This window comes from Amycolatopsis thermalba (assembly GCF_003385215.1).
GTDB lineage: Bacteria > Actinomycetota > Actinomycetes > Mycobacteriales > Pseudonocardiaceae > Amycolatopsis_E > Amycolatopsis_E thermalba.
The window spans coordinates 1-17,983 of the sequence record NZ_PQHW01000021.1; the positions used below are offsets into that span (position 1 = coordinate 1).

18 protein-coding genes are annotated in these 17,983 nt (G+C 71.7%); 6 read left to right on the top strand and 12 right to left on the bottom strand.

What is annotated here, in order from left to right; translation table 11 throughout:
* Nucleotides 1-1,733: 1,733 nt before the first annotated feature.
* Nucleotides 1,734-2,474, bottom strand: coding sequence for a GGDEF domain-containing protein (locus D0D15_RS11510; protein ID WP_094003186.1), 741 nt, complete (start codon nt 2,472-2,474; stop codon nt 1,734-1,736).
* A 176-nt stretch (nt 2,475-2,650) separates the two neighbouring features.
* Here D0D15_RS11510 and D0D15_RS11515 point away from each other — a divergent pair, with 176 nt between their 5' ends.
* Nucleotides 2,651-3,328 carry a flavin reductase family protein gene (locus tag D0D15_RS11515; protein WP_233157018.1) on the top strand — a complete coding sequence of 226 codons (678 nt, stop codon included), beginning with the start codon at nt 2,651-2,653 and terminating at the stop codon, nt 3,326-3,328.
* 40 nt (nt 3,329-3,368) lie between these two features.
* On the opposite strand, the gene D0D15_RS11520 is transcribed toward D0D15_RS11515, so the two are convergent.
* The 5 genes from D0D15_RS11520 to D0D15_RS11545 all read right to left on the bottom strand — a co-directional run bounded on the left by D0D15_RS11520 (nt 3,369) and on the right by D0D15_RS11545 (nt 7,800).
* Nucleotides 3,369-5,069, bottom strand: a complete 1,701-nt coding sequence (locus tag D0D15_RS11520) for a bifunctional metallophosphatase/5'-nucleotidase (RefSeq protein WP_094003188.1) — start codon at nt 5,067-5,069, stop codon at nt 3,369-3,371.
* 330 nt (nt 5,070-5,399) lie between these two features.
* A complete protein-coding gene (locus D0D15_RS11530; RefSeq protein WP_020422222.1) occupies nt 5,400-5,582 on the bottom strand; it encodes a hypothetical protein in 183 nt (60 codons plus the stop codon).
* Nucleotides 5,583-5,616: 34 nt separating this feature from the next.
* Complete coding sequence (locus D0D15_RS11535; protein WP_094003189.1) at nt 5,617-6,288, bottom strand: class I SAM-dependent methyltransferase; 672 nt, start codon at nt 6,286-6,288, stop codon at nt 5,617-5,619.
* An 18-nt stretch (nt 6,289-6,306) separates the two neighbouring features.
* Nucleotides 6,307-7,296, bottom strand: a complete 990-nt coding sequence (locus tag D0D15_RS11540) for a methyltransferase (RefSeq protein WP_115944420.1) — start codon at nt 7,294-7,296, stop codon at nt 6,307-6,309.
* A 135-nt stretch (nt 7,297-7,431) separates the two neighbouring features.
* Complete coding sequence (locus tag D0D15_RS11545) at nt 7,432-7,800, bottom strand: VOC family protein (protein WP_094003191.1); 369 nt, start codon at nt 7,798-7,800, stop codon at nt 7,432-7,434.
* Between D0D15_RS11545 and mug the strand changes: the two genes are divergently transcribed.
* The 3 genes from mug (at nt 7,799) to D0D15_RS11560 (ending at nt 11,297) form a co-directional block, all read left to right on the top strand.
* Nucleotides 7,799-8,353 (top strand): G/U mismatch-specific DNA glycosylase, encoded by a 555-nt coding sequence (mug, locus tag D0D15_RS11550; RefSeq protein ID WP_094003192.1) that lies wholly within the window; start codon nt 7,799-7,801, stop codon nt 8,351-8,353. The genes D0D15_RS11545 and mug overlap by 2 nt on opposite strands.
* 198 nt (nt 8,354-8,551) lie before the next feature.
* Nucleotides 8,552-9,325, top strand: a complete 774-nt coding sequence (locus tag D0D15_RS11555; RefSeq protein WP_094003193.1) for a response regulator transcription factor — start codon at nt 8,552-8,554, stop codon at nt 9,323-9,325.
* Nucleotides 9,326-9,455: 130 nt separating this feature from the next.
* Entirely contained in the window at nt 9,456-11,297 is a 1,842-nt protein-coding gene (locus tag D0D15_RS11560; protein WP_094003194.1) for an acyl-CoA dehydrogenase, read from the top strand.
* 172 nt (nt 11,298-11,469) lie between these two features.
* Here the strand turns inward: D0D15_RS11560 and D0D15_RS37790 are convergent, their stop codons facing one another.
* A complete protein-coding gene (locus D0D15_RS37790) occupies nt 11,470-11,859 on the bottom strand; it encodes an ArsR/SmtB family transcription factor (protein WP_369806730.1) in 390 nt (129 codons plus the stop codon).
* Between the two features lie 104 nt (nt 11,860-11,963).
* Between D0D15_RS37790 and D0D15_RS11570 the strand changes: the two genes are divergently transcribed.
* The gene (locus tag D0D15_RS11570) at nt 11,964-12,239 is read left to right on the top strand and encodes a GlsB/YeaQ/YmgE family stress response membrane protein (RefSeq protein WP_094003195.1); all 276 of its coding nucleotides are present in this window, start codon (nt 11,964-11,966) and stop codon (nt 12,237-12,239) included.
* Between the two features lie 53 nt (nt 12,240-12,292).
* Here D0D15_RS11570 and D0D15_RS11575 read toward each other — a convergent pair whose 3' ends face one another.
* On the bottom strand, nt 12,293-12,658 hold the full coding sequence (locus D0D15_RS11575) for a hypothetical protein (protein ID WP_094003196.1): 366 nt from the start codon (nt 12,656-12,658) through the stop codon (nt 12,293-12,295).
* 79 nt (nt 12,659-12,737) lie between these two features.
* Here D0D15_RS11575 and D0D15_RS11580 point away from each other — a divergent pair, with 79 nt between their 5' ends.
* Complete coding sequence (locus D0D15_RS11580) at nt 12,738-13,427, top strand: leucine-rich repeat domain-containing protein (protein WP_094003197.1); 690 nt, start codon at nt 12,738-12,740, stop codon at nt 13,425-13,427.
* Nucleotide 13,428: 1 nt separating this feature from the next.
* On the opposite strand, the gene D0D15_RS11585 is transcribed toward D0D15_RS11580, so the two are convergent.
* The 4 genes from D0D15_RS11585 to D0D15_RS11600 all read right to left on the bottom strand — a co-directional run bounded on the left by D0D15_RS11585 (nt 13,429) and on the right by D0D15_RS11600 (nt 17,934).
* A complete protein-coding gene (locus D0D15_RS11585; protein ID WP_094003198.1) occupies nt 13,429-14,247 on the bottom strand; it encodes a maleylpyruvate isomerase family mycothiol-dependent enzyme in 819 nt (272 codons plus the stop codon).
* 35 nt (nt 14,248-14,282) lie between these two features.
* Nucleotides 14,283-16,205, bottom strand: a complete 1,923-nt coding sequence (locus tag D0D15_RS11590) for a VanW family protein (RefSeq protein ID WP_115944421.1) — start codon at nt 16,203-16,205, stop codon at nt 14,283-14,285.
* Between the two features lie 17 nt (nt 16,206-16,222).
* Nucleotides 16,223-16,516: a GroES family chaperonin gene (locus D0D15_RS11595; RefSeq protein WP_094003291.1), complete on the bottom strand. Its 294-nt coding sequence runs from the start codon at nt 16,514-16,516 to the stop codon at nt 16,223-16,225.
* 71 nt (nt 16,517-16,587) lie between these two features.
* Nucleotides 16,588-17,934 carry a carboxypeptidase regulatory-like domain-containing protein gene (locus D0D15_RS11600; RefSeq protein ID WP_094003200.1) on the bottom strand — a complete coding sequence of 449 codons (1,347 nt, stop codon included), beginning with the start codon at nt 17,932-17,934 and terminating at the stop codon, nt 16,588-16,590.
* Between the last annotated feature and the right edge of the window lie 49 nt (nt 17,935-17,983).

Genomic DNA, 17,983 nt, shown 5'->3' on the forward strand with positions numbered 1-17,983 from the left:
GGGCCGGGGAGGCACCTCGGCAGCGTTCGGCTGCGGCGCCTCGGCGAAGCCGCTGGGGTGGCGGGGCGCGTCGGCGCGGCCGGAAGGCTGGGAGGTCTCCAACGGATTGCCGCCGCGACGGGCGGGCGCGTCGGCGCCGTTCAGCGGCGGAAGCTCGGCGAAGCCGCTGGGGTGGCGAGGGGCCTCGGCGCGGCCGGAAGGCTGCGGCGTCTCGGCGCGGCCCGAAGGCTGCGGCGCCTCCGCGAAACCGCTGGGGTGGCGGGGCGCCTCGGCGCGGCCCGAAGGCTGCGCTGATGCGAAGCCACTCGGGTGGGCCGGCGCTTCGGTGCGGCTGGATGGCTGCGGCGCGCCGGGGCGGCGGGCAGGAGCTTCGGCGCCGTTCGGCGCCGCGGTGGAACCAGTCCCGTGCCGCGGGGCCTCGGCCCGAGACGAGGGCTGCGGTGCCTCCGTGAAACCGCTCGGGTGCCGCGGGGCTTCGGCGCGGGCGGAGGGCTGCGGCGCTTCCGCGAAGCTGCTCGGTTGGCGGGCCTCCGTGCGGGTTGGTGGTTGTGGGGCGCCCCCGGGGCGAGCGGGGGCCCCGGTGCCGTTGACGTGGAGGGCGGCATCGGGGTGGCGGCTCGGCGCGGTTGCTCCGTTGGCGGGTTGCGCTTCCGCGAAACCGGTCGCGTGGCGCCCCGGTGCAGCGGCTCGGCTGGAGGTCTCCGGGGCCGCGAAGCCACTCGCGTGGCGCGACTCGCCACGGTTGCCGTTCGGGTGCGCGGCACCGTTCGACACCTCCGGGGCCGCCGCGAAGCCACTCGCGTGGCGCGACTCGCCACGGTTGCCGTTCGGGTGCGCGGCACCGTTCGACACCTCCGGGGCCGCCGCGAAGCCACTCGCGTGGCGCGACTCGCCGCGGCTGCCGCTGGGGTGCGCGGCACCGTTCGACACCTCCGGGGCCGCCGCGAAGCCACTCGCGTGGCGCGACTCGCCGCGGCTGCCGCTGGGGTGCGCGGCACCGTTCGACACCTCCGGGGCCGCCGCGAAGCCACTCGCGTGGCGCGACTCGCCGCGGCTGCCGTTCGGGTGTGCGGCGCCGTTCGACAGTTCCGGGGTCTCTCCGAAACCACCCGCGGGGCGGGGCTCCGGGCGTGGCGGGCTCGCGAAGCCGTTCGGAGGCTCCGGTGCCGCGGCGCGTCGTGAGGGGGCGGCTCGGCGGGGTTGCTGCGTCGGCGGGACCGGCGCCGCGGGCGTGCGTCCGGTGGCCGGGGAGCGGCGTTGGGGCGGCGGCTCGGGCGCGCGGGGCTCCGGACGCGCCGGGGGTGCCGTGCGCCGCGATACCGGCGGGACCTGCTCCGGCGGGGCCGTGTGCGCGTTCGACCGGCCACCATCGAACCGGGGGCGGTACCCGGTGTGCTGCGCGACCAGGTCCGAAACGTTGATGCCGCCGTGCGTGTCCAGTGAGCGTCGGCGTCGCCGGCCGTTCGAGGTTGAGCCGTCGTCGGCTCTGTGACCGGGGCCTGCGGCGTGGTCGTCTGGCACCCGGTCTCCTCTCTCGGTCACGCCGGCCCGCCGGGAGGGGACCGTCTCAGTGATGATCGCCGGGACGGCGAGCATCGTTATCGTAGAGATACTCGCCGGTCCTGACGACACCCTCCTGCTGATTTTTTTACATAGCGTGCGCCAAAGCGGGCCGAGTGCGACAAACGGGGTGACGCCGCACACCGGCAAAACGGGGAATCGCCCCCTCGCAATTACTGACAGTGCTCAAGCACGCGGACACCATCGCGTTCCCGGTACGCGACCCGGTTGCGTCCGGCGTGCTTCGCGGCGTAAAGGAGGTCGTCGGCCATCCGCAGCTGCTCCGGCCCGCTCACCGGCTCGTGCGACAGCCCGACGCTGATCGTCACGCCCAGCCCCGGGCAGATCTCTGACCAGGCGTGTTCGGCCACCCGCCGCCGGGCGTGCTCGGCGATCCGCAGCGCCGTCCCCGGCTGGACCTCCGGCAACACGAGCATGAACTCCTCACCGCCGTACCGCGCGCAGAAACCCGGCGCCGGCACGCCCTCGCGCAACAACTCGGCCACCCGCCGCAGCACCTGGTCGCCGATGAGGTGACCGAACGTGTCGTTGACGCGTTTGAACAGATCGATGTCGATCAACGCCACCGCCAGCGGCGTACGCGCGTCGCCGAGCAGGTCGGCGAGCCTGCTGTCCAGGTAACGGCGGTTGTAGACCGCGGTCAGCGCGTCGCGCAGGCTCTCCTCGCGGGCCTGGGCGCGTTCGCGGCGGAGCCGGTCGAATTCGCGGCGCAACTGCTCCGGGATCGGCGGACGGGCGGTGCGCGCGATGCCCAGCGCGGTCCTCAGGTGCTCGTAGGCCGTGCGGAAGTCGCCCTGCGAGGCGTGCAGTTCCGCGATAGCCTCGTGCAGGCTCAGCAGGTCGGTCTCGTCCGGCCGCGCCCGCTCCGAGGTCACCCGTTCCACCTCCGTCATTCAAGTCTTGTCGTCCGGTAAGACGCGCGCCTTGAGCAATCGATACGGGCCAACACGAATATCGCTCAATGGGACGACCGGGGATCGCTCTCCGTGGCGGACGCGTCGTCCGGGCGGCCGAACGACGCGTCCGTTTTCCGCCAGCGGCACCGTCGGCTGATCGTGAAGCTGAACGTGTGACACACGTGGAAATCGAGCCGAACATCCTGTACTTCGGCACTCCGGTGGTGCTCGTCAGCACAACCGGCGACACCGTGAACCTCGCCCCGATCTCGTCGGCCTTCTGGCTCGGCTGGCGCGCGATCATCGGCGTCGGCGCCCGCTCGCAGACCGCGCGGAACCTGCGCCGCACCGGGGAATGCGTGCTGAACCTGCCGTCCGTCCACGAGGTCGACGCGGTGGACCGGCTCGCCCGCACCACCGGGACCGCCGAGGTGCCGGAATCCAAGCTGCGGCGCGGTTACCGCTACGAGCCGGACAAGTTCGGCGTCTCCGGGCTGACCCCGGCGCCGTCGGCGACGGTGGCGCCCCCGCGCGTCGCGGAGTGCCCGGTCGCCATGGAGGCCGTGGTGGAGGCAATCCACCCGGTCGCGGCCGACGACGAACAGCAGTGCGGCAACATCCTGTGCTTCGAGCTGCGGGTGCAGAAAGTCCACGTGCACGACGAAATCCGCATGCCCGGCACCACCGACCGCATCGACCCGGACCGGTGGCGGCCGCTGATCATGAGCTTCCAGGAGTTCTACGGCCTCGGCGGGAAACTGCGCCGCTCGGAACTGGCTCAGATCCCGGAAAGCTTCTACCGCAGCCCGGACATCGACCGCGCCCGGCTGGAATCCGTCCGCGGCGCGTGACGGTGTGCGGCCCGGGAAAACCGGGCCGCACACCGGAGAACTACGCGACGACGGTGATCCGGTCGGCCGCGGGCGGCGCGACCGGCGAGTGCGCGCCGAAGTACGCGATCAGCGCGTCCAGGTCCACCGGGCCGCCGGCCAGGTCGGTGCCCTTGGTGAACTCGGTGAAGCCGTCCCCGCCGCCGGCGAGGAAGTTGTTCACCGACACCCGGTAGCTCGCCGCCGGGTCGACCGGGACGCCGCCGACCGTGATGTTCTGCACCTTCGACCCGATCGGCGCGGACGCCGAGTACGTGTAGCGCAGCGTCGAGGAGATCTGCAGGATCCGCGTGCCGCCGGCGGTCCACTGCTGCTCGAGCACGTTCTTCAGGTTCGCGCCGGTCAACGTGATCGTCTGCATGATGTTGCCGAACGGCTGCACGGCGAACGCTTCGCCGTAGGTGACCACGCCGTCACCCTCGCCGGCGGGCGAGGACGCGAAGTTGAGGTCGGCGCGGATGCCGCCCGGGTTGGTGATGGCGATCTGCGCGCCGTTGGCGGCGGTCGCCTCGAGCTGGGCGTCGGCGATGACTTCGCCCAGGGTGGACTCACCGGACGGGGCGCCGGCCGCCTTCAGGTCGCCGGTGATGGTGCCGATCCGCTCGTTGGCGATCGGCGCGGCCTTGGTCACGGCCTCGTCGACCAGCTTGGCCACGGCGGGGTCGGGCGTGACGTCGCGGGTGACGATCTCGTTGTGCGCGACGGTGGCGCTGCGGACCACGTCCCGCGTCCGCTTGTCGATCTTGAGATCGACGACCGACAGCAGACGGCCGAACGACAGGCCCTGGATCACCGGGCGCGGGTTGCCCGCCGGGTCCGCGATCGAGCAGTTGTACTGCTGGTGGCTGTGGCCGGTGAAGATGGCGTCGACGCTCGCCGACACGCCCTTCGCGATCTGGCTGGCCGGGCCGGGGTTGACCGTGCACGAGTCCGGGCCGCCGCCCCGCGTGTTGTCGCCCTGGTGCAGGAGCACGACCTGGGCCTTGATGCCGAGGCGGTCGAGCCAGCCGGCGGTGCGGTTGATGGCCTCGACCTCGTCGCCGAACTCCAGGCCCTTGATCGCCTCGGCCGGGACGACCGTGGGCAGGTCCTCCAGCGTGGCGCCGATGACGCCGATCGGCTGGCCGCCGGAGAACTCCACGGTGAACGGCAGCAGCGCGGGCGCGCCGTTGTCGAAGTACACGTTGGCGCCGAGGAACGGGAAGTCCGCGCCCCGGAACTCGTCCCGGAACTGGCAGCCGTCGGTGGGGTGGCAGCCGCCGAACTGCATGCGCTGCAGCTCCTGGTAGCCCTCGTCGAACTCGTGGTTGCCGACGACGGAGGCCCGCACGCCCATCTCGTTGAGGAACTCGATGGTCGGCTCGTCGTGGAACAGCGCCGAGGCCACCGGCGAAGCGCCGACGTTGTCACCCGCGGACAGCAGGACCGAGTTCTTGACCTCGCTCTCCAGCTGCTTGACGTGCGTGGCCAGGTAGGCGGCGCCGCCGGCGTTCACCGTCGAGCCGTCGGGCAGGGTGACGCGCCCCGACGAGCCGGACGGCGGTTCGAGGTTGCCGTGGAAGTCGTTGAAGGTGATCAGCCGGACGTCGGTGGTGCCGGGCGGCTGGGCGGCGGACGCGGGCGCGGCCGTGACCGTGACGGCGGCCAGCGTCGCGGCGGTGACCGCTACGCAGCGTCGCAGCACGCGAGATGAAGGGGACATCGTTCCTCCGGTAAGGGGCATACCGGCGCGATCTAACCTTCGCTGAGCAACGATCACCAGGCCCGAAAGGTGGAAGCCCGGTGAAAAGTCGGGCACGCGGTCGGCCATTCGACCGGGACGGTGAGCGCGGGCGGGCTTCTCGCCCGATTCGGCGGACCCGGTGGTTCCTCCCCAGCTACCGCACGCCCGGTTCGGGCGGATCCGGGCGATGTTCGCGCTGGCCGTGACGTTCGTGCCGCTGGGGTTGTTCGCGCGGCTGCTGTGGAAGCGCGGGTTCACCGGCGCGGTGCGCTCGGCTGGATCGCCGCGACGCTGTTCCTCGTGCTGCGGTCAGCCGTCCAGCCGGTCCGCGAGCCGGCGCGGCGCGAGCGGGTCCACCTCACCCAGGCGCGCCAGAGCCGCGGCCCGCTGGTGGGCCTTGCGCCTGGCCGCCCTGCGGTCCTCCCAGGTGACGACCACGCCGGCGGCCAGGAAGACCAGGACTACGAGCCCGAGGACGATCGCGAACTCCACGCCGCCTCCTTTGGCGTCGTGCTTGTGTGGCAGATCACATACCGTACCCGGGTTGTGGTGAATGCGCCACCTTCGCCCGATTGGCCGCGAACCAGCGGTGGTCCGGGGTGCACCAGCGGGAGAAGCGCAGGCCCGCCTCGACGAGGCGGGCGCGCAGCTCCGGTTCGCTCAGCCGGCGGGTGGTGAACGGCTGCTCCCACGACCGGCCGCGCGCCTGGTAGCGGACGGTGGCGCTGAGCAGCGGCCCGTCGCGGACCACGCCGGTCAGGCTGACCAGCACCTCGCCGAGGTGACCGCCGCCCTCGGCGACCGTGTCGAACCAGGACGGCGGGTGCCACTCGATGACCGCGACACCGTCGTCAGCGAGGTGCCGCGCCACGGTCGCCAGCAGGGCGTGGCTGTCCGGCTGGTTGACCAGGTGGCTGGCCAGCAGCACGACCGGGAAGCGCCGCCGGAGGTCAAGGTCCTCGATGCGGGCGCGGACCGTCTCGGCGCCACGCACGTGCGCCAGCATCTCGGCGGAATCGTCGACCGCGGTGACGGGGTGGCCCAGCTCGATCAGCCGGTGGGCGATGCGGCCGGTGCCGCTGCCCAGGTCGAGCACCGCGGCGCCGGCCGGGGCCACCCGGTGCACGATCTCCGCCTCCCCCGCCGGAGGCAGCAGGCGGTAGACCTCGACCGGGCAGCCGTCGGCAGTGGTGTCCATGCGACGAGTGTTCGCCGGTCAGGGGTGCAGGCGCCAGAGGGACACCACCTCCTGGGATCGCGCCTTCGCGAGCGGGTCCGCCCCTGGATGCCGCCGGCGGGGTGCGTCCAGGCGGTCCGCCACCGTCAGCCCGGCCGCCTCGAAGCGGGTCAGCAGCTCCGCGCGGGTACGCAGGCCGACCAGCTCCGCCAGGTCGGACAAGACCAGCCACGCCTCGCCGCCGGGAGTCAGGTGCGCGGCCGCTCCGGCGAGGAAACCCGCCAGCATCCGCGAGCCCGGGTCGAACACGGCGGCGTCCAACGCCGACCGCGCCGCGCCGGGGAGCCACGGTGGGTTGCACACCACCAGGTCCGCGCGGCCCGGCGGGAACAGGTCCGCCGCCACCACCCTGACCTGCGGCAAACCGAGGTGCCGCACGTTCTCCCTGGCACACGCGACCGCGGCCGGGGCGATGTCCGTCGCCACCACCTCCGGCACCCCGCGGCGCGCCAGGACCGCGGCCAGGACCCCGGTGCCCGTCCCGATGTCGAAGGCCGTCCGGACGCCGGACAGCGGCGCGCGGGCCACCAGCGACACGTAGTCCTGCCGGGTCGGGGAGAACACGCCGTAGTGCGGGTGGATCCGCGCGCCCAGCGCCGCCACCGGCACGCCCTTCACCCGCCACTCGTACGCGCTGAGCATCCCGAGCAGCTCGGTCAGCGGCTCCAGGCCCGGCTCACCACCGGCGGCGCGGACGGCGGCCCGCACGTCCGGCGCGCGGGGCAGGTCGACGCGCAGGTCCGGGCCGACCTCGACCAGCAGCATGCCCAGCACGCGCGCCCGGTTCCGGCGCGACTGGCGGTAGCGGTAGAAATCCGGCGAGCGCGCGGGCAACCGCTTGCCCATCGCGGCGAGCAGGCGGCGGGCGGCCACGAAATCGTCGCGCCACAACAGGCGGACGCCTTGCGAGGCGAGCCGGACGGCAACTTCAGGGCGCAGATCGGCGCCGGCTTCGATCGGGGGTTCCACGAGAGGCTCCAGTGCTGGGAGCCGTCTTCGAACGCACGGCCGTCCGGAGACGGCTCGAAGTGGGGGTCACGACGGCCGTCACTCGGACGACGCCCACCAGTCCAGGGCCACGCATACGCAGAACACGCCCGCAGCCTAGCCCGCCTCCCGCGGCGGGAGCACGCAGAATTCGTTGCCCTCGGGGTCGGCCAGCACCACCCACGGCAGGTCCGGATCGTCCGACAGCACGCGTGCGCCCAGCTCCGTCAGCCGCGCCACCTCGTCGGCCTGGGTGCCCGCCACCGGCGCCAGGTCCAGGTGCAGCCGGTTCTTCACGACCTTGTCCTCGCCGACCGGCTGGAACACCAGCATGCACTGGTCGTCGGTCCCGATGTCGACGTATTCCACGCCCTTGTCGTCCTGCCAGCGCCGGATCTCGTCGTAGCCCAGCGCGCGGGACCAGAACCGCGCGAGCGATTCGGCGTCGTGGCAGTCCACGGCGACGGCTAGTATCCGGCTTCGCATGGTTTCCTCCCGGCCCACCAGAGAACAGCTCGCCGCAGCAGCGGGGACGACGATCCCGGACGTGCTCGCACCCGGCCTCGACGTGCTGTTCTGCGGGATCAACCCCGGCCTCTACTCCGGCGCCACCGGGTACCACTTCGCCCGTCCCGGAAACCGCTTCTGGCCGGCGCTGCACGCGTCCGGCTTCACGCCACGCCGCTTCGACCCGAGCGAGCAGGACGAACTGCTCGCACTGGGCCTCGGCATCACCAACGTCGTCAACCGGGCCACCGCGCGCGCCGACGAGCTGACCGCCGACGAACTCCGCGCCGGCGGCGTGCGGCTCGCCGAGAAGGCCGCGGAGTACCGGCCGCGCTGGCTCGCGGTCGTCGGGATCACCGCCTACCGGACGGCGTTCGGCCGCCCGGCGGCGACGGTGGGGCGCCAGTCGCATTCGCTGGGTGAAACACGCGTGTGGGTGCTGCCCAATCCGAGTGGTCTCAACGCACACTGGACGCCGACGACACTCGCAGAAGCCTTCGCCCACCTGCGCCACGCGGTTTACTCAGAGTAGTTCACGACACAAGCGGGTGAACCCGCGTCACGCGGACGGCCCTGGCGGGTCACACAATTGACGGGTGTCGGTCGTGGCCGGTTCCAGCAGGGAGGATCGGGTCGAGACGCCACAGTAGCCCGGGCGGACGTCGAGGGGGGCGGGCCGCCCGGGCTGTGCGTGCTCCCACGACCGGCCTTGCCGAGACGGAGTTTTGTGATGACGCGCAGTAACGACCCCACGCGGGTGCCGCAGGGACCATCGGCCGGCCGCAGTGTGGGTGTCGCGGCGGTCGACCCGGTGCCCATCTACCGCGAGGGTCTCTCGGGGCTCGTGCAGCGCACGCCGGGGATGCATTGGGCCGGACAGGCCATCAACCCGCACGGGGCGCTGCAGCTGGCCGAGCAGATCCACCCCGACGTCATCCTCGTCGACTCCGGGCTCGACCCGCACGGTCACCTCAGCAAGCTGCTCATCGCCGGTGATCCGGCGCTCATCGTCATCGCGCTGGTGCGCGAGGCCAACCGCACGCCCGCCTTCCTGCACGACGCCATCGCGGCCGGCGTGCACGCCGCGATCCCGCGCTCGGCCGAGTCGCGGCGCCTCGTCGAGGGCATCCGCCGCGCCTACCTGGACCGCCGCTACGTCGACCCGTCGCTGGCGACGCTGGTCTCCGCGGCCCGCCAGTCCGCCAGCGCCGCCGCGGTGCGCCGCGCGCAGATGCCGCTGTCCCGCCGCGAGTACCAGGTGCTGCAGCTCGTGGCGGAAGGGCTGGAGAACGCGGGGATCGCGAAGGTCCTCTACCTGTCCGTGGAGACCGTGCGCACGCACGTGAAGAGCATCCTGCGCAAGCTGTCCGCTCGCGACCGGACACACGCCGTGACGATCGCCTTCCGCGCCGGGATCCTCGTGGCTCAGCCCGACGACGGCCCCGAGCAGCGGCTCACGCCCGGTTCGTCGGCTCCCGGGGTGGTCGAGTACCGCTCCCGGTAGCGCGATCCGTGCGTCACAACCGGCTGGATTCGCTTGCCGCGGTTACCCACAGGTAATATCCTGATGTTACCGGCCAGTAGGGGACCAGCATGCGCCCAGCCGGAAACCCGATCGACAACGGAGCGACGACATGGGCCACTACAAGTCCAACGTGCGAGACCTCGAGTTCAACCTGTTCGAGGTGCTGAACGTGCAGGAGCGCCTCGGCAAGGGGGTCCTCGCGGACTCCGACGAGGAGACCGCGCGCGGCGCGCTGCAGGAACTCAACAACCTGGCGGTCGGCCCGCTGGCCGAGTCCTTCGCCGACGCCGACCGCAACCCGCCGGTGTACGACCCCAAGACGTTCTCGGCCAAGCTGCCGGAGTCGTTCAAGAAGAGCTACCAGCAGCTCTGGGACGGCGAGTGGTGGCGGCTGGGCCTCACCAACGACCTGGGCGGCCTCGGCCTGCCCCCGACCGTGCAGTGGGCGGCCGCCGAGCTGATCCTCGGCGCCAACCCGGCCCTGTTCATGTACATGGCGGGCCCGAACTTCGCGATGATCCTCGACCGCAACGGCACCGAGGAGCAGAAGCGCTGGGCGCGGATCATGATCGACCGCGCGTGGGGCGCCACGATGGTCCTCACCGAGCCGGACGCCGGTTCGGACGTCGGCGCCGGCCGCACCAAGGCCGTGCTGCAGGAGGACGGCAGCTGGCACCTGGACGGCGTGAAGCGGTTCATCACCTCCGCCGACCAGGACATGACCGAGAACATCATGCACCTGGTGCTGGCCCGCCCCGAGGGCCCGGGCATCGAGGCCAAGCCGGGCACCAAGGGCCTGTCGCTGTTCCTGGTGCCGAAGTTCCACTTCGACACCGAGACCGGTGAGCTCGGTGAGCGCAACGGCGTGTTCGTCACCAACGTCGAGCACAAGATGGGCCTCAAGGTCTCCACCACCTGCGAGCTGACCTTCGGCCAGCACGGCACCCCGGCCAAGGGCTGGCTGCTGGGCGAGGTGCACGACGGCATCGCGCAGATGTTCCAGGTCATCGAGTACGCCCGGATGATGGTCGGCACCAAGGCGATCGCCACGCTGTCCACCGGCTACCTGAACGCGCTGGAGTACGCCAAGGAGCGCGTGCAGGGCGCGGACCTGACCCAGATGACCGACAAGACCGCGCCGCGGGTCACCATCACGCACCACCCGGACGTGCGCCGGTCGCTGATGCTGCAGAAGGCCTACGCCGAGGGCCTGCGTGCCGTGTACCTCTACACCGCGTCCTTCCAGGACCAGGTGTGGACCAATGAGGGCGATGAGAACTCGCTGAAGCTGGCCGAGCGGGTCAACGACCTGCTGCTGCCGATCGTCAAGGGGGTGGGCTCCGAGCGCGCCACCGAGCAGCTCGTGCAGTCGCTGCAGACCCTGGGCGGGTCCGGCTTCCTGCAGGACTACCCGATCGAGCAGTACATCCGCGACGCGAAGATCGACTCGCTGTACGAGGGCACCACGGCGATCCAGTCGCAGGACTTCTTCTTCCGGAAGATCGTCCGCGACAAGGGCCAGGCGCTGGGCTACATCGCGAACGAGATCACCAAGTTCATCGAGTCGGAGGCGGGCAACGGCCGGCTGAAGAACGAGCGTGAGCTGCTCAAGCGCGCCCTGGAGGACGTGCAGGGCATGCTCGGCGCGATGATCGGTTACCTGACCTCGTCGCAGGAGGACGTCAAGAACCTGTACAAGGTCGGCCAGCACACCGTCCGCTTCCTGATGTCGGCCGGTGACCTGCTGGTGGGCTGGCAGCTGCTGCGCCAGGCCGAGGTCGCGCTGACCAAGCTGGACGGCGCCTCGGCCCGGGACCAGGCGTTCTACCAGGGCAAGATCGCGGTGGCGTCGTTCTTCGCCAAGCAGGTGCTGCCCGAGCTGACCGCGCGCCGCGCGGTCGTCGAGGCCGCCGACAACGACCTCATGGAGGTCCCGGAGGCGGCGTTCTGATCTCCCCGTAATCCCCTGCGAAAGGCCCTCTCGCTCCGAGCGAGGGGGCCTTTCGCGTGTTCGCGCCAAGGTTTTCGGCGGGTGGTGCCGAAATCGGCGAGGAGACCACGATGGGGAAGTACCTGCGGGCTTTCGCGGACCGGCTGGAGGGGAACGGCGAGTTCGTCGATGGTCAGGCGCCGCCCCCCCGGAGGGGGTGGGTGCCGTACGACAGTGAGCGGCGCCCGCCGGGGACGGTCCGGAAGCCGATCCACGAGCGGCTCGAGGTGCGCCCCTTCCTGGCCGCGCCCGCAGCTGGCGCGTCCGGTGGCGGCGGTGGAGGCCGAGCCACTTGTCGATCTCGGGGCAGGCCCTCCGGGCGCAGCGCGTAGATCCGGCGTTGCCCGTCCGGGCGAACTTCGACCAGGCCGGACTCCCGCAGGATGCGCCGGTGGCGGGACACCGCGGGCTGGGTCAGGCCGGGCAGCGCCGCGACCAGAGCGCCCGCGGCCAGCTCACCCTCGGCCAGCAGGTCCAGCAGCGTACGCCGGCTGGGCTCGGCCACCGCGGCGAAGACGTCCACCTGCGGGGTATCACACCAAGCGTATATAAGCGTCCGCAAATATGCGGGTTTGAAAGCGGCGCGGGAAGGTACTCCGTGAGCACACCGAAGCTGAAGGAGTTGCGATGACAATCGGTGGAATCATCAGCGCGATCGTCGTGGGTCTGATCATCGGCGCGCTGGGTCGGCTGATTGCACCCGGCAAGCAGGGCATCCCGATCTGGCTCACGATCATCGTCGGTATCGTCGCCGCGTTCATCGGCACCGCGATCGCGCGGGGCATCGGCTATGCCGACACCAAGGGCTTCGACTGGCTCGAGCTGATCACCCAGGTGGTCATCGCGGCGATCGGGGTCTCGCTGGTCAGCGGCTTGTACGGCCGGCGGAAACTGAGTAGGTAACCGCACACGAACGTGCCCCGGGAAGGTCCGCCCTCCCGGGGCACGTTCGTGTGTCAGGACCGGAACGCGGCGCAGCCCACGGCCACGAACGACTGCTGCGGTGAGCGCCACAGCACCTCGGCCCACCGGTTGTCGGTCAGCTGCTTGCCGTCGGACCCGACGCAGGTGTACGTGCCGCCCTTGACCACCTGCCCGCACGGCAGGTCCCGCTCCGGCGAGTGCACGCACGTCGTGTAGTTCGTGCAGGTCAGCGTGTGCAGCAGCGCCGAGCCGACGTCCGCGCCCGCCCGGATGTTCAGCTTGCAGCTGTTCTGCGTCGAGGCGTGCACCAGCGCCGGCTCGCCCTCCGCGGCCGCGACCGTCCCGGGCAGCACCACCACCGCCGTGGCCGCCACCAACACGGCCAGGGACTTCTTCATCAAGATCCTCCCTCTCTCGCAAACGGTGACGGAGCGTATCGGAACGTACGCGCAGTGATCGCGCCGGTATGTTCCCCCGATGGACCTCGACCACCAGGGCCTCACCCGGCTGCCGGAACTGCCCGCGGGCCTGGAGTACCTGAGCGCCTACGACAACGAGCTCAGCGAACTGCCGGACGAGCTGTGGGACCTGGACCGGCTGGCCGTGCTGAACCTCGCCGCGAACCGGCTGACCAAGATCCCGGCCGCCATCGCGCGGCTGACCGCGTTGCACACGCTCGACCTCGGCCACAACCAGCTCACCGAACTGCCCGCCGAGCTGGGCGACCTGCCGAACCTGACCGAGTACCTGTACCTCTCGGACAACCGCCTGACCAGACTGCCGGACGAGCTGACCCGCCTCGGCCGCCTGCGATACCTGAGCGCGACGGACAACGGGCTGGAGTCGCTGCCCTCGGACCTCTCCGGCCTGCGCGAGCTGCGGGAGCTGCGGCTGTACCGCAACGACCTGCGCGAGTTGCCGGACAGCATCGGCGAGCTGAGCGCGCTGCGGGAGCTGCACCTGCGCGGCAACCACCTCACCGAGCTGCCCGCCTCGATCGGGAAGCTGCGCGACCTGCGGTACCTGGACCTGCGGGAGAACGAGCTGCGCACCCTGCCGGACGGACTCGCCGAGCTGCCGCTGGTCAAGCTCGACCTGCGCTGGAACCGGTGGCTGGAGACCCCGCCCTGGCTCGACGACCTCGACGACTGCCTCGTGCTGCGCTAGGTCAGGCGATCACGGCCAGGAGGGTGGTCACGGCCCCGGCGAGGTCGGGGTCGCCGGCGGTGTCCGCTCGCCGGCGGGCCTCCTCGACGGAGATGCCGCGCGTGGCCAGGCGCCAGAAGTCGCCAGGGCGCATGGTGACCGTGGCCGCGGGGTCGCCCCCGTCGGCCATCCGCCACCGCTGTCCGTCCGACCGGGCGTGCCAGGTCCCGCCACCGTCGAGGACCACCCGCACCACCGTGCCCTCCGGTCGCACCACGTCCCGCAGCGTGTGGGGCAGCGCGCGCATGAACGCATCGAGCACGGGACCGACCAGCTCCGGCTGATCGGCGCCGGGGCGTCCCACCGCGTCCCGGATCTGCTGCTGGTGCACCCAGAACTCGGTGTACTCGCGCGCGATGTCCAGCCACGCCGGGCTCGGGCCGTCCCCGGCCCACGACACGTCCAGGGCCGCGGAAGCGGTCAGGTCGTAGGTCTCCCACAGCCGGTCCAGGTCCGGGCCGAGGGCGGTGAGCAGCTGGACGATCAGCTGGGGGCTGCACTGCCGCATCGCCCGGACGAACTCGTCGTTGACCCGGGCGAGGTAGGCGGGCAGGGTCTCGTCGTTGGCGAACTCGGCCCCCGGGAAGTGGTCCCGGCCGCCGGACAGCCGCCGCATGTAGTCGTTGAGGATGTGCCCGGCGACGTCGTGCACGGTCCAGCCGGGACACACCGTGGGCGCCGACCACTCCTCGGCGCTCAGCGAACCCAGCAACGTCAGCAACTCGTGACGCTCGCGGCCGAACAGCGGCCGCACGTCCAGCACCGGACCGAAGATCTCCATGCCGCCGGATGGTGTCATCGCACCCGGCGTCACCGCTACCGAGTTGTCGCGTCCCCCGGCTCGGAACTCACCCCGAACCCGCACACCACGGCCGGTTTCGGCGCGTAGGTGACCGTCCGGGTGTCGCGGCGGACCTCGGCCCCCGTGGTCACGTCGTAGAGCACCCGGGTGTCGCTCGTGGTGAAGCCGGGACGGCCGCTGGACGGGCTGCAGTCCGGGCCGCCGGGCTGCAGCGGCGGCGGCCGGAAGTCCGAGTACGCGCCGGTCGAGGACTCCACGCGGTACTGCTTGGTGCCCCAGATCTTCACCGTCACGCTGCCGCCGGACACCGACGCCTGGATCGCCACCCCGCTGCGCAGGGAGTCGGTGAACTTCAGGTCCACCGCGGACCCGTCGGCGGCGATCGCGATCGCGTCCCGTCCGGCGGGGTAGCGGTCCAGGTAGTAGGTGTGCTCGGTGTGCCCGGCGTCGGTCAGGCCGGCGAGGTACGCCGCGTTGTACAGGGTAGTGGTGAACTGCGACGAGCCGCCGCCGATCACCTCCGGGCCGAACCCGTCCTCGTTCACCGGCGCCGGCACGTACCCCTGCGACTGGCTGCGGGCGCCCACCCGGGCGTTGAGGCTGAACGTCTCGCCGGGCCGGAGGATCGTGCCGTGCACCTTCTCCGCCATGACCCGCGCGTTCGTCGCGGCCGGGCCGGACAGGCCGCCGGTGCTGAACTCGCCGATGACCTCCTTGATGCCCAGCGCGTTCGCGTCCTCGGTCGTCGTCCGCGGGCGGGTCGTCTGGTAGCGCACCGCCAGGTCCCGGCCGTCCGGTTTGGCGAGGACGTCCATCAGCGGGTGGAACGTCCGGTTCCAGTCGATCTTGCGCGTGTCCTCGGACGGCTGGACCACGGGCGCGCCACCGGCGAACACGATCTGCGCGTCCTTGCCGCGCTTCTCCGTGGTCGCCAGCGGATCGCGCACCGCCTGCTGCAGCTTCACCGGATCGGCCTCGACCCGGAGGGCGCCGCCGTCGGCCGGGCTGAACTTCAGGGCGGCGGCGATCGCGCTCGGCTTGAGCACCGCGTCGGCGCCCTCGCCGTGCAGCGTGACCGGCATGGCGACCGCGGGCACGACCAGCCGTTCCAGCGCCGAGTGCACGCCGGCCGAGGTGACCTTGACCGGCGTGAGCACGACCGGCAGCCGGACGCCGCTCTTGTCCAGCCAGGTCGCGCGCAGGATGTCCCCGGCGCCCTTGACGTCGGCCAGGTCCTGCCCGTTGCGCGGCTCGATCGGGTACGGGTGCACGCCGCCGTCGGTGCCGGGGAGCGTGACGAACCCGATGCTGCCCTCGGTCGGCGGGTGGTTGATGCGCTCGGCGGCCAGGCGCGCGATCGCGGAGTGCAGCTCGTCCGGATCGGTCGCGGTGACCACCCCGACCTCGCGGGTGCGGAAGAACGAGGTGATCCGGTCCACCGGGTCGAGCGGCTGGCGCCCGGCCTGCGCGACGGTCGAGGACCAGTCGACGGACAGCCCGGACTGCGCCGGGTCGAGCGTGGTGCGCACGTCGCCGGCTTCGACCGGCACCGGCGCCATCAGGCGCGGGCCCAGCTCGCGGCGCAGCTTCGTCTCGGCGTCGTCGCGGCTCAGCCCGCCGACCTCGACCCCGGCGACCGTGACCCCGCGCGGCACGTCACCGGCGCTGACGATCAGGTCCGCGGCGTAGAGGATGACCCCGACGCCCAGCAGGCAGCCCGCGACCATGAACGCGCGCGCCAGGAAGCGCTTGCCCGGCGACGGCGACGCGGCAGGCGCGTCACCGACCTCGAGCAGCTCCCCGACCAGGGCGTCCTCGGTCGCGTCGAGCGGTTCGTCCAGCAGGAACTCGGCGGGCGGACGCGGGCCGACCGCGGTTTCGGCGTCCCGGAGGGAATCGGGGTCCCGCTCCGGCCAGTACTGGTCCTCCCGCCCCACGCTTCCTCCCGGACGCGTTACAAGTACAGGCCCGTCCCGTGGTCCGTGCGCTCGGTGGCCACGGCGTGAATGTCGCGCTCCCGCATCACCAGGTACGCCTCGCCCTGGACCTCGACCTCGAGCTGGTCCTCGGGGTTGAACAGCACGCGGTCGCCGACCTTCACGTTACGCACATTACTGCCTACCCCCAGTACGTCGCCCCACGCGAGACGGCGCGCCACCTGGGCCGTCGCCGGAATCACGATGCCACCGCTGCTGCGGCGCTCACCCTCCTCCGCGGAGACCCGGACGAGGACGCGGTCGTGCAGCATCTGGATTTCCAGCTTCGCCGCGTCGTCCGGCAAGTTCTTGGCTTCCGACACGCCGGTAATGCTACGTGCCCTCAGCGGGCCGCGGAGATCAGCGGTTGCCGTCCACGCAGGGTGAAGTCCCGGTGCGCGGTCCCGCCCTCGCGCACGAGCACGCGGCTCGCGGTCGCCTCGAAACCGGGCGCGGACACCACCAGATCGACGAACTGCTCGGGCAGTCCGGCGACCGCGTAGCGGCCCTCGTCGTTGGCTGTCGTGCGGACGAGCTGGTGCCCGCGGCCGTCCATCACCGTCACCGCGGCGCCCGGCACCGGCCGCCCGTCGTCCGCGTGGACCGCGCCGGTCAGCGTGGGCACCGGCTCGCCGAAGTGCCGGTCGTGCACCGGGACCGCGGTCGGGCGGGGCATCTCCAGGGCCGGGTCCTCCACCGGTGGCTCCTCGACCACGCCGGCCCGGCGGCGCTGCAGGAGGCTGTGCCCGGCGATCAGGACGACGCCGAGCAGCACCCACGCGCACAGCACCAGGATGGGCCGCAACACACCCTTGCCGTCGAAGTAGAAGATGCCGCGCAGGGCCTCGATGAGGTTGCCCATCGGGAAGAACGGGTGCAGCGCGCGGAAGAACCCGGGCACCATCTGGATCGGCACCGCGCCACCGCTGGAGGGCATCGACAGCAGCACGAACAGGCCCATCGCCACCCCCGGGAACCACTGCTTGACCAGCGGCACCAGGCCGAACGAGGTGAGCGAGACCGCCTGCGTGAGCAGGAACGCCACCGGGATCGCGACCGGGTCGTTCGGGATGACGTCCATCGCGACGCCGCCGGTGTAACCGATGAGGGTGAGCAGGGCGCCGAAGCCGACCAGCGTGGCGACCTTCGCGCGGCGGCTCAGCGTGACCGCCCGCAGCAGCATCATCACGACGATGTAGCTGGGGATGTTCCAGATCAGCACCAGGTAGAACATGCCGGTGCCCATCGTGTCGCCGGACTCGGTGGGCGCGAGGTCGGTGACCGTGAGCGCGTGCCCGGTCTGCGCGGCGATCGGGGCGAAGGCCTGGTTGAGGACCGATTCGAGCATGTAGCCGTCGGCCTTGGCGACGAACAGGGTCGGGTGGACCGGGTCGGCGGAGTAGGCGGCGGTGGCGTCGCGGTCGAGCACCGCCTGGCGGGCCTGCTCGGCGGTGGCGACCGGCTGGACGTCGAAGGCGCCCGGGCTCGCCTGGTTCAGCGCGGCCTCGATGCGCGCTGCGGCGGTCTGGTCGGCGACGGCGACCTCGATGTGGTGCGGGGACGGCGAGTGGAACGCGAGCAGGTAGCAGAAGACGAAGCCGAGGGCGAAGAAGACCGGGAACCACAGGCTTTCGGCCAGGGTGCGGAGCTTTCCGGGTTCTTGTTCCTGGGTGTCGACATGTTCCGCCATGCTGTCAGCTTATCACTTTTTGCAGGCGCTGCAAAAATGCAGTACTGTA

Excerpts from the sequence above, each read along its gene's own strand:
- D0D15_RS11510 (WP_094003186.1), bottom strand. The coding sequence starts at position 2,474 with ATGACGGAGGTGGAACGGGTGACCTCGGAGCGGGCGCGGCCGGACGAG.
- D0D15_RS11520 (WP_094003188.1), bottom strand. The coding sequence starts at position 5,069 with ATGTCCCCTTCATCTCGCGTGCTGCGACGCTGCGTAGCGGTCACCGCC.
- D0D15_RS11535 (WP_094003189.1), bottom strand. The coding sequence starts at position 6,288 with ATGGACACCACTGCCGACGGCTGCCCGGTCGAGGTCTACCGCCTGCTG.
- mug (WP_094003192.1), top strand. The coding sequence starts at position 7,799 with ATGGTTTCCTCCCGGCCCACCAGAGAACAGCTCGCCGCAGCAGCGGGG.
- D0D15_RS11545 (WP_094003191.1), bottom strand. The coding sequence starts at position 7,800 with ATGCGAAGCCGGATACTAGCCGTCGCCGTGGACTGCCACGACGCCGAA.
- D0D15_RS11555 (WP_094003193.1), top strand. The coding sequence starts at position 8,552 with ATGACGCGCAGTAACGACCCCACGCGGGTGCCGCAGGGACCATCGGCC.
- D0D15_RS11560 (WP_094003194.1), top strand. The coding sequence starts at position 9,456 with ATGGGCCACTACAAGTCCAACGTGCGAGACCTCGAGTTCAACCTGTTC.
- D0D15_RS11570 (WP_094003195.1), top strand. The coding sequence starts at position 11,964 with ATGACAATCGGTGGAATCATCAGCGCGATCGTCGTGGGTCTGATCATC.
- D0D15_RS11575 (WP_094003196.1), bottom strand. The coding sequence starts at position 12,658 with ATGAAGAAGTCCCTGGCCGTGTTGGTGGCGGCCACGGCGGTGGTGGTG.
- D0D15_RS11580 (WP_094003197.1), top strand. The coding sequence starts at position 12,738 with ATGGACCTCGACCACCAGGGCCTCACCCGGCTGCCGGAACTGCCCGCG.
- D0D15_RS11585 (WP_094003198.1), bottom strand. The coding sequence starts at position 14,247 with ATGGAGATCTTCGGTCCGGTGCTGGACGTGCGGCCGCTGTTCGGCCGC.
- D0D15_RS11595 (WP_094003291.1), bottom strand. The coding sequence starts at position 16,516 with ATGCTGCACGACCGCGTCCTCGTCCGGGTCTCCGCGGAGGAGGGTGAG.
- D0D15_RS11600 (WP_094003200.1), bottom strand. The coding sequence starts at position 17,934 with ATGGCGGAACATGTCGACACCCAGGAACAAGAACCCGGAAAGCTCCGC.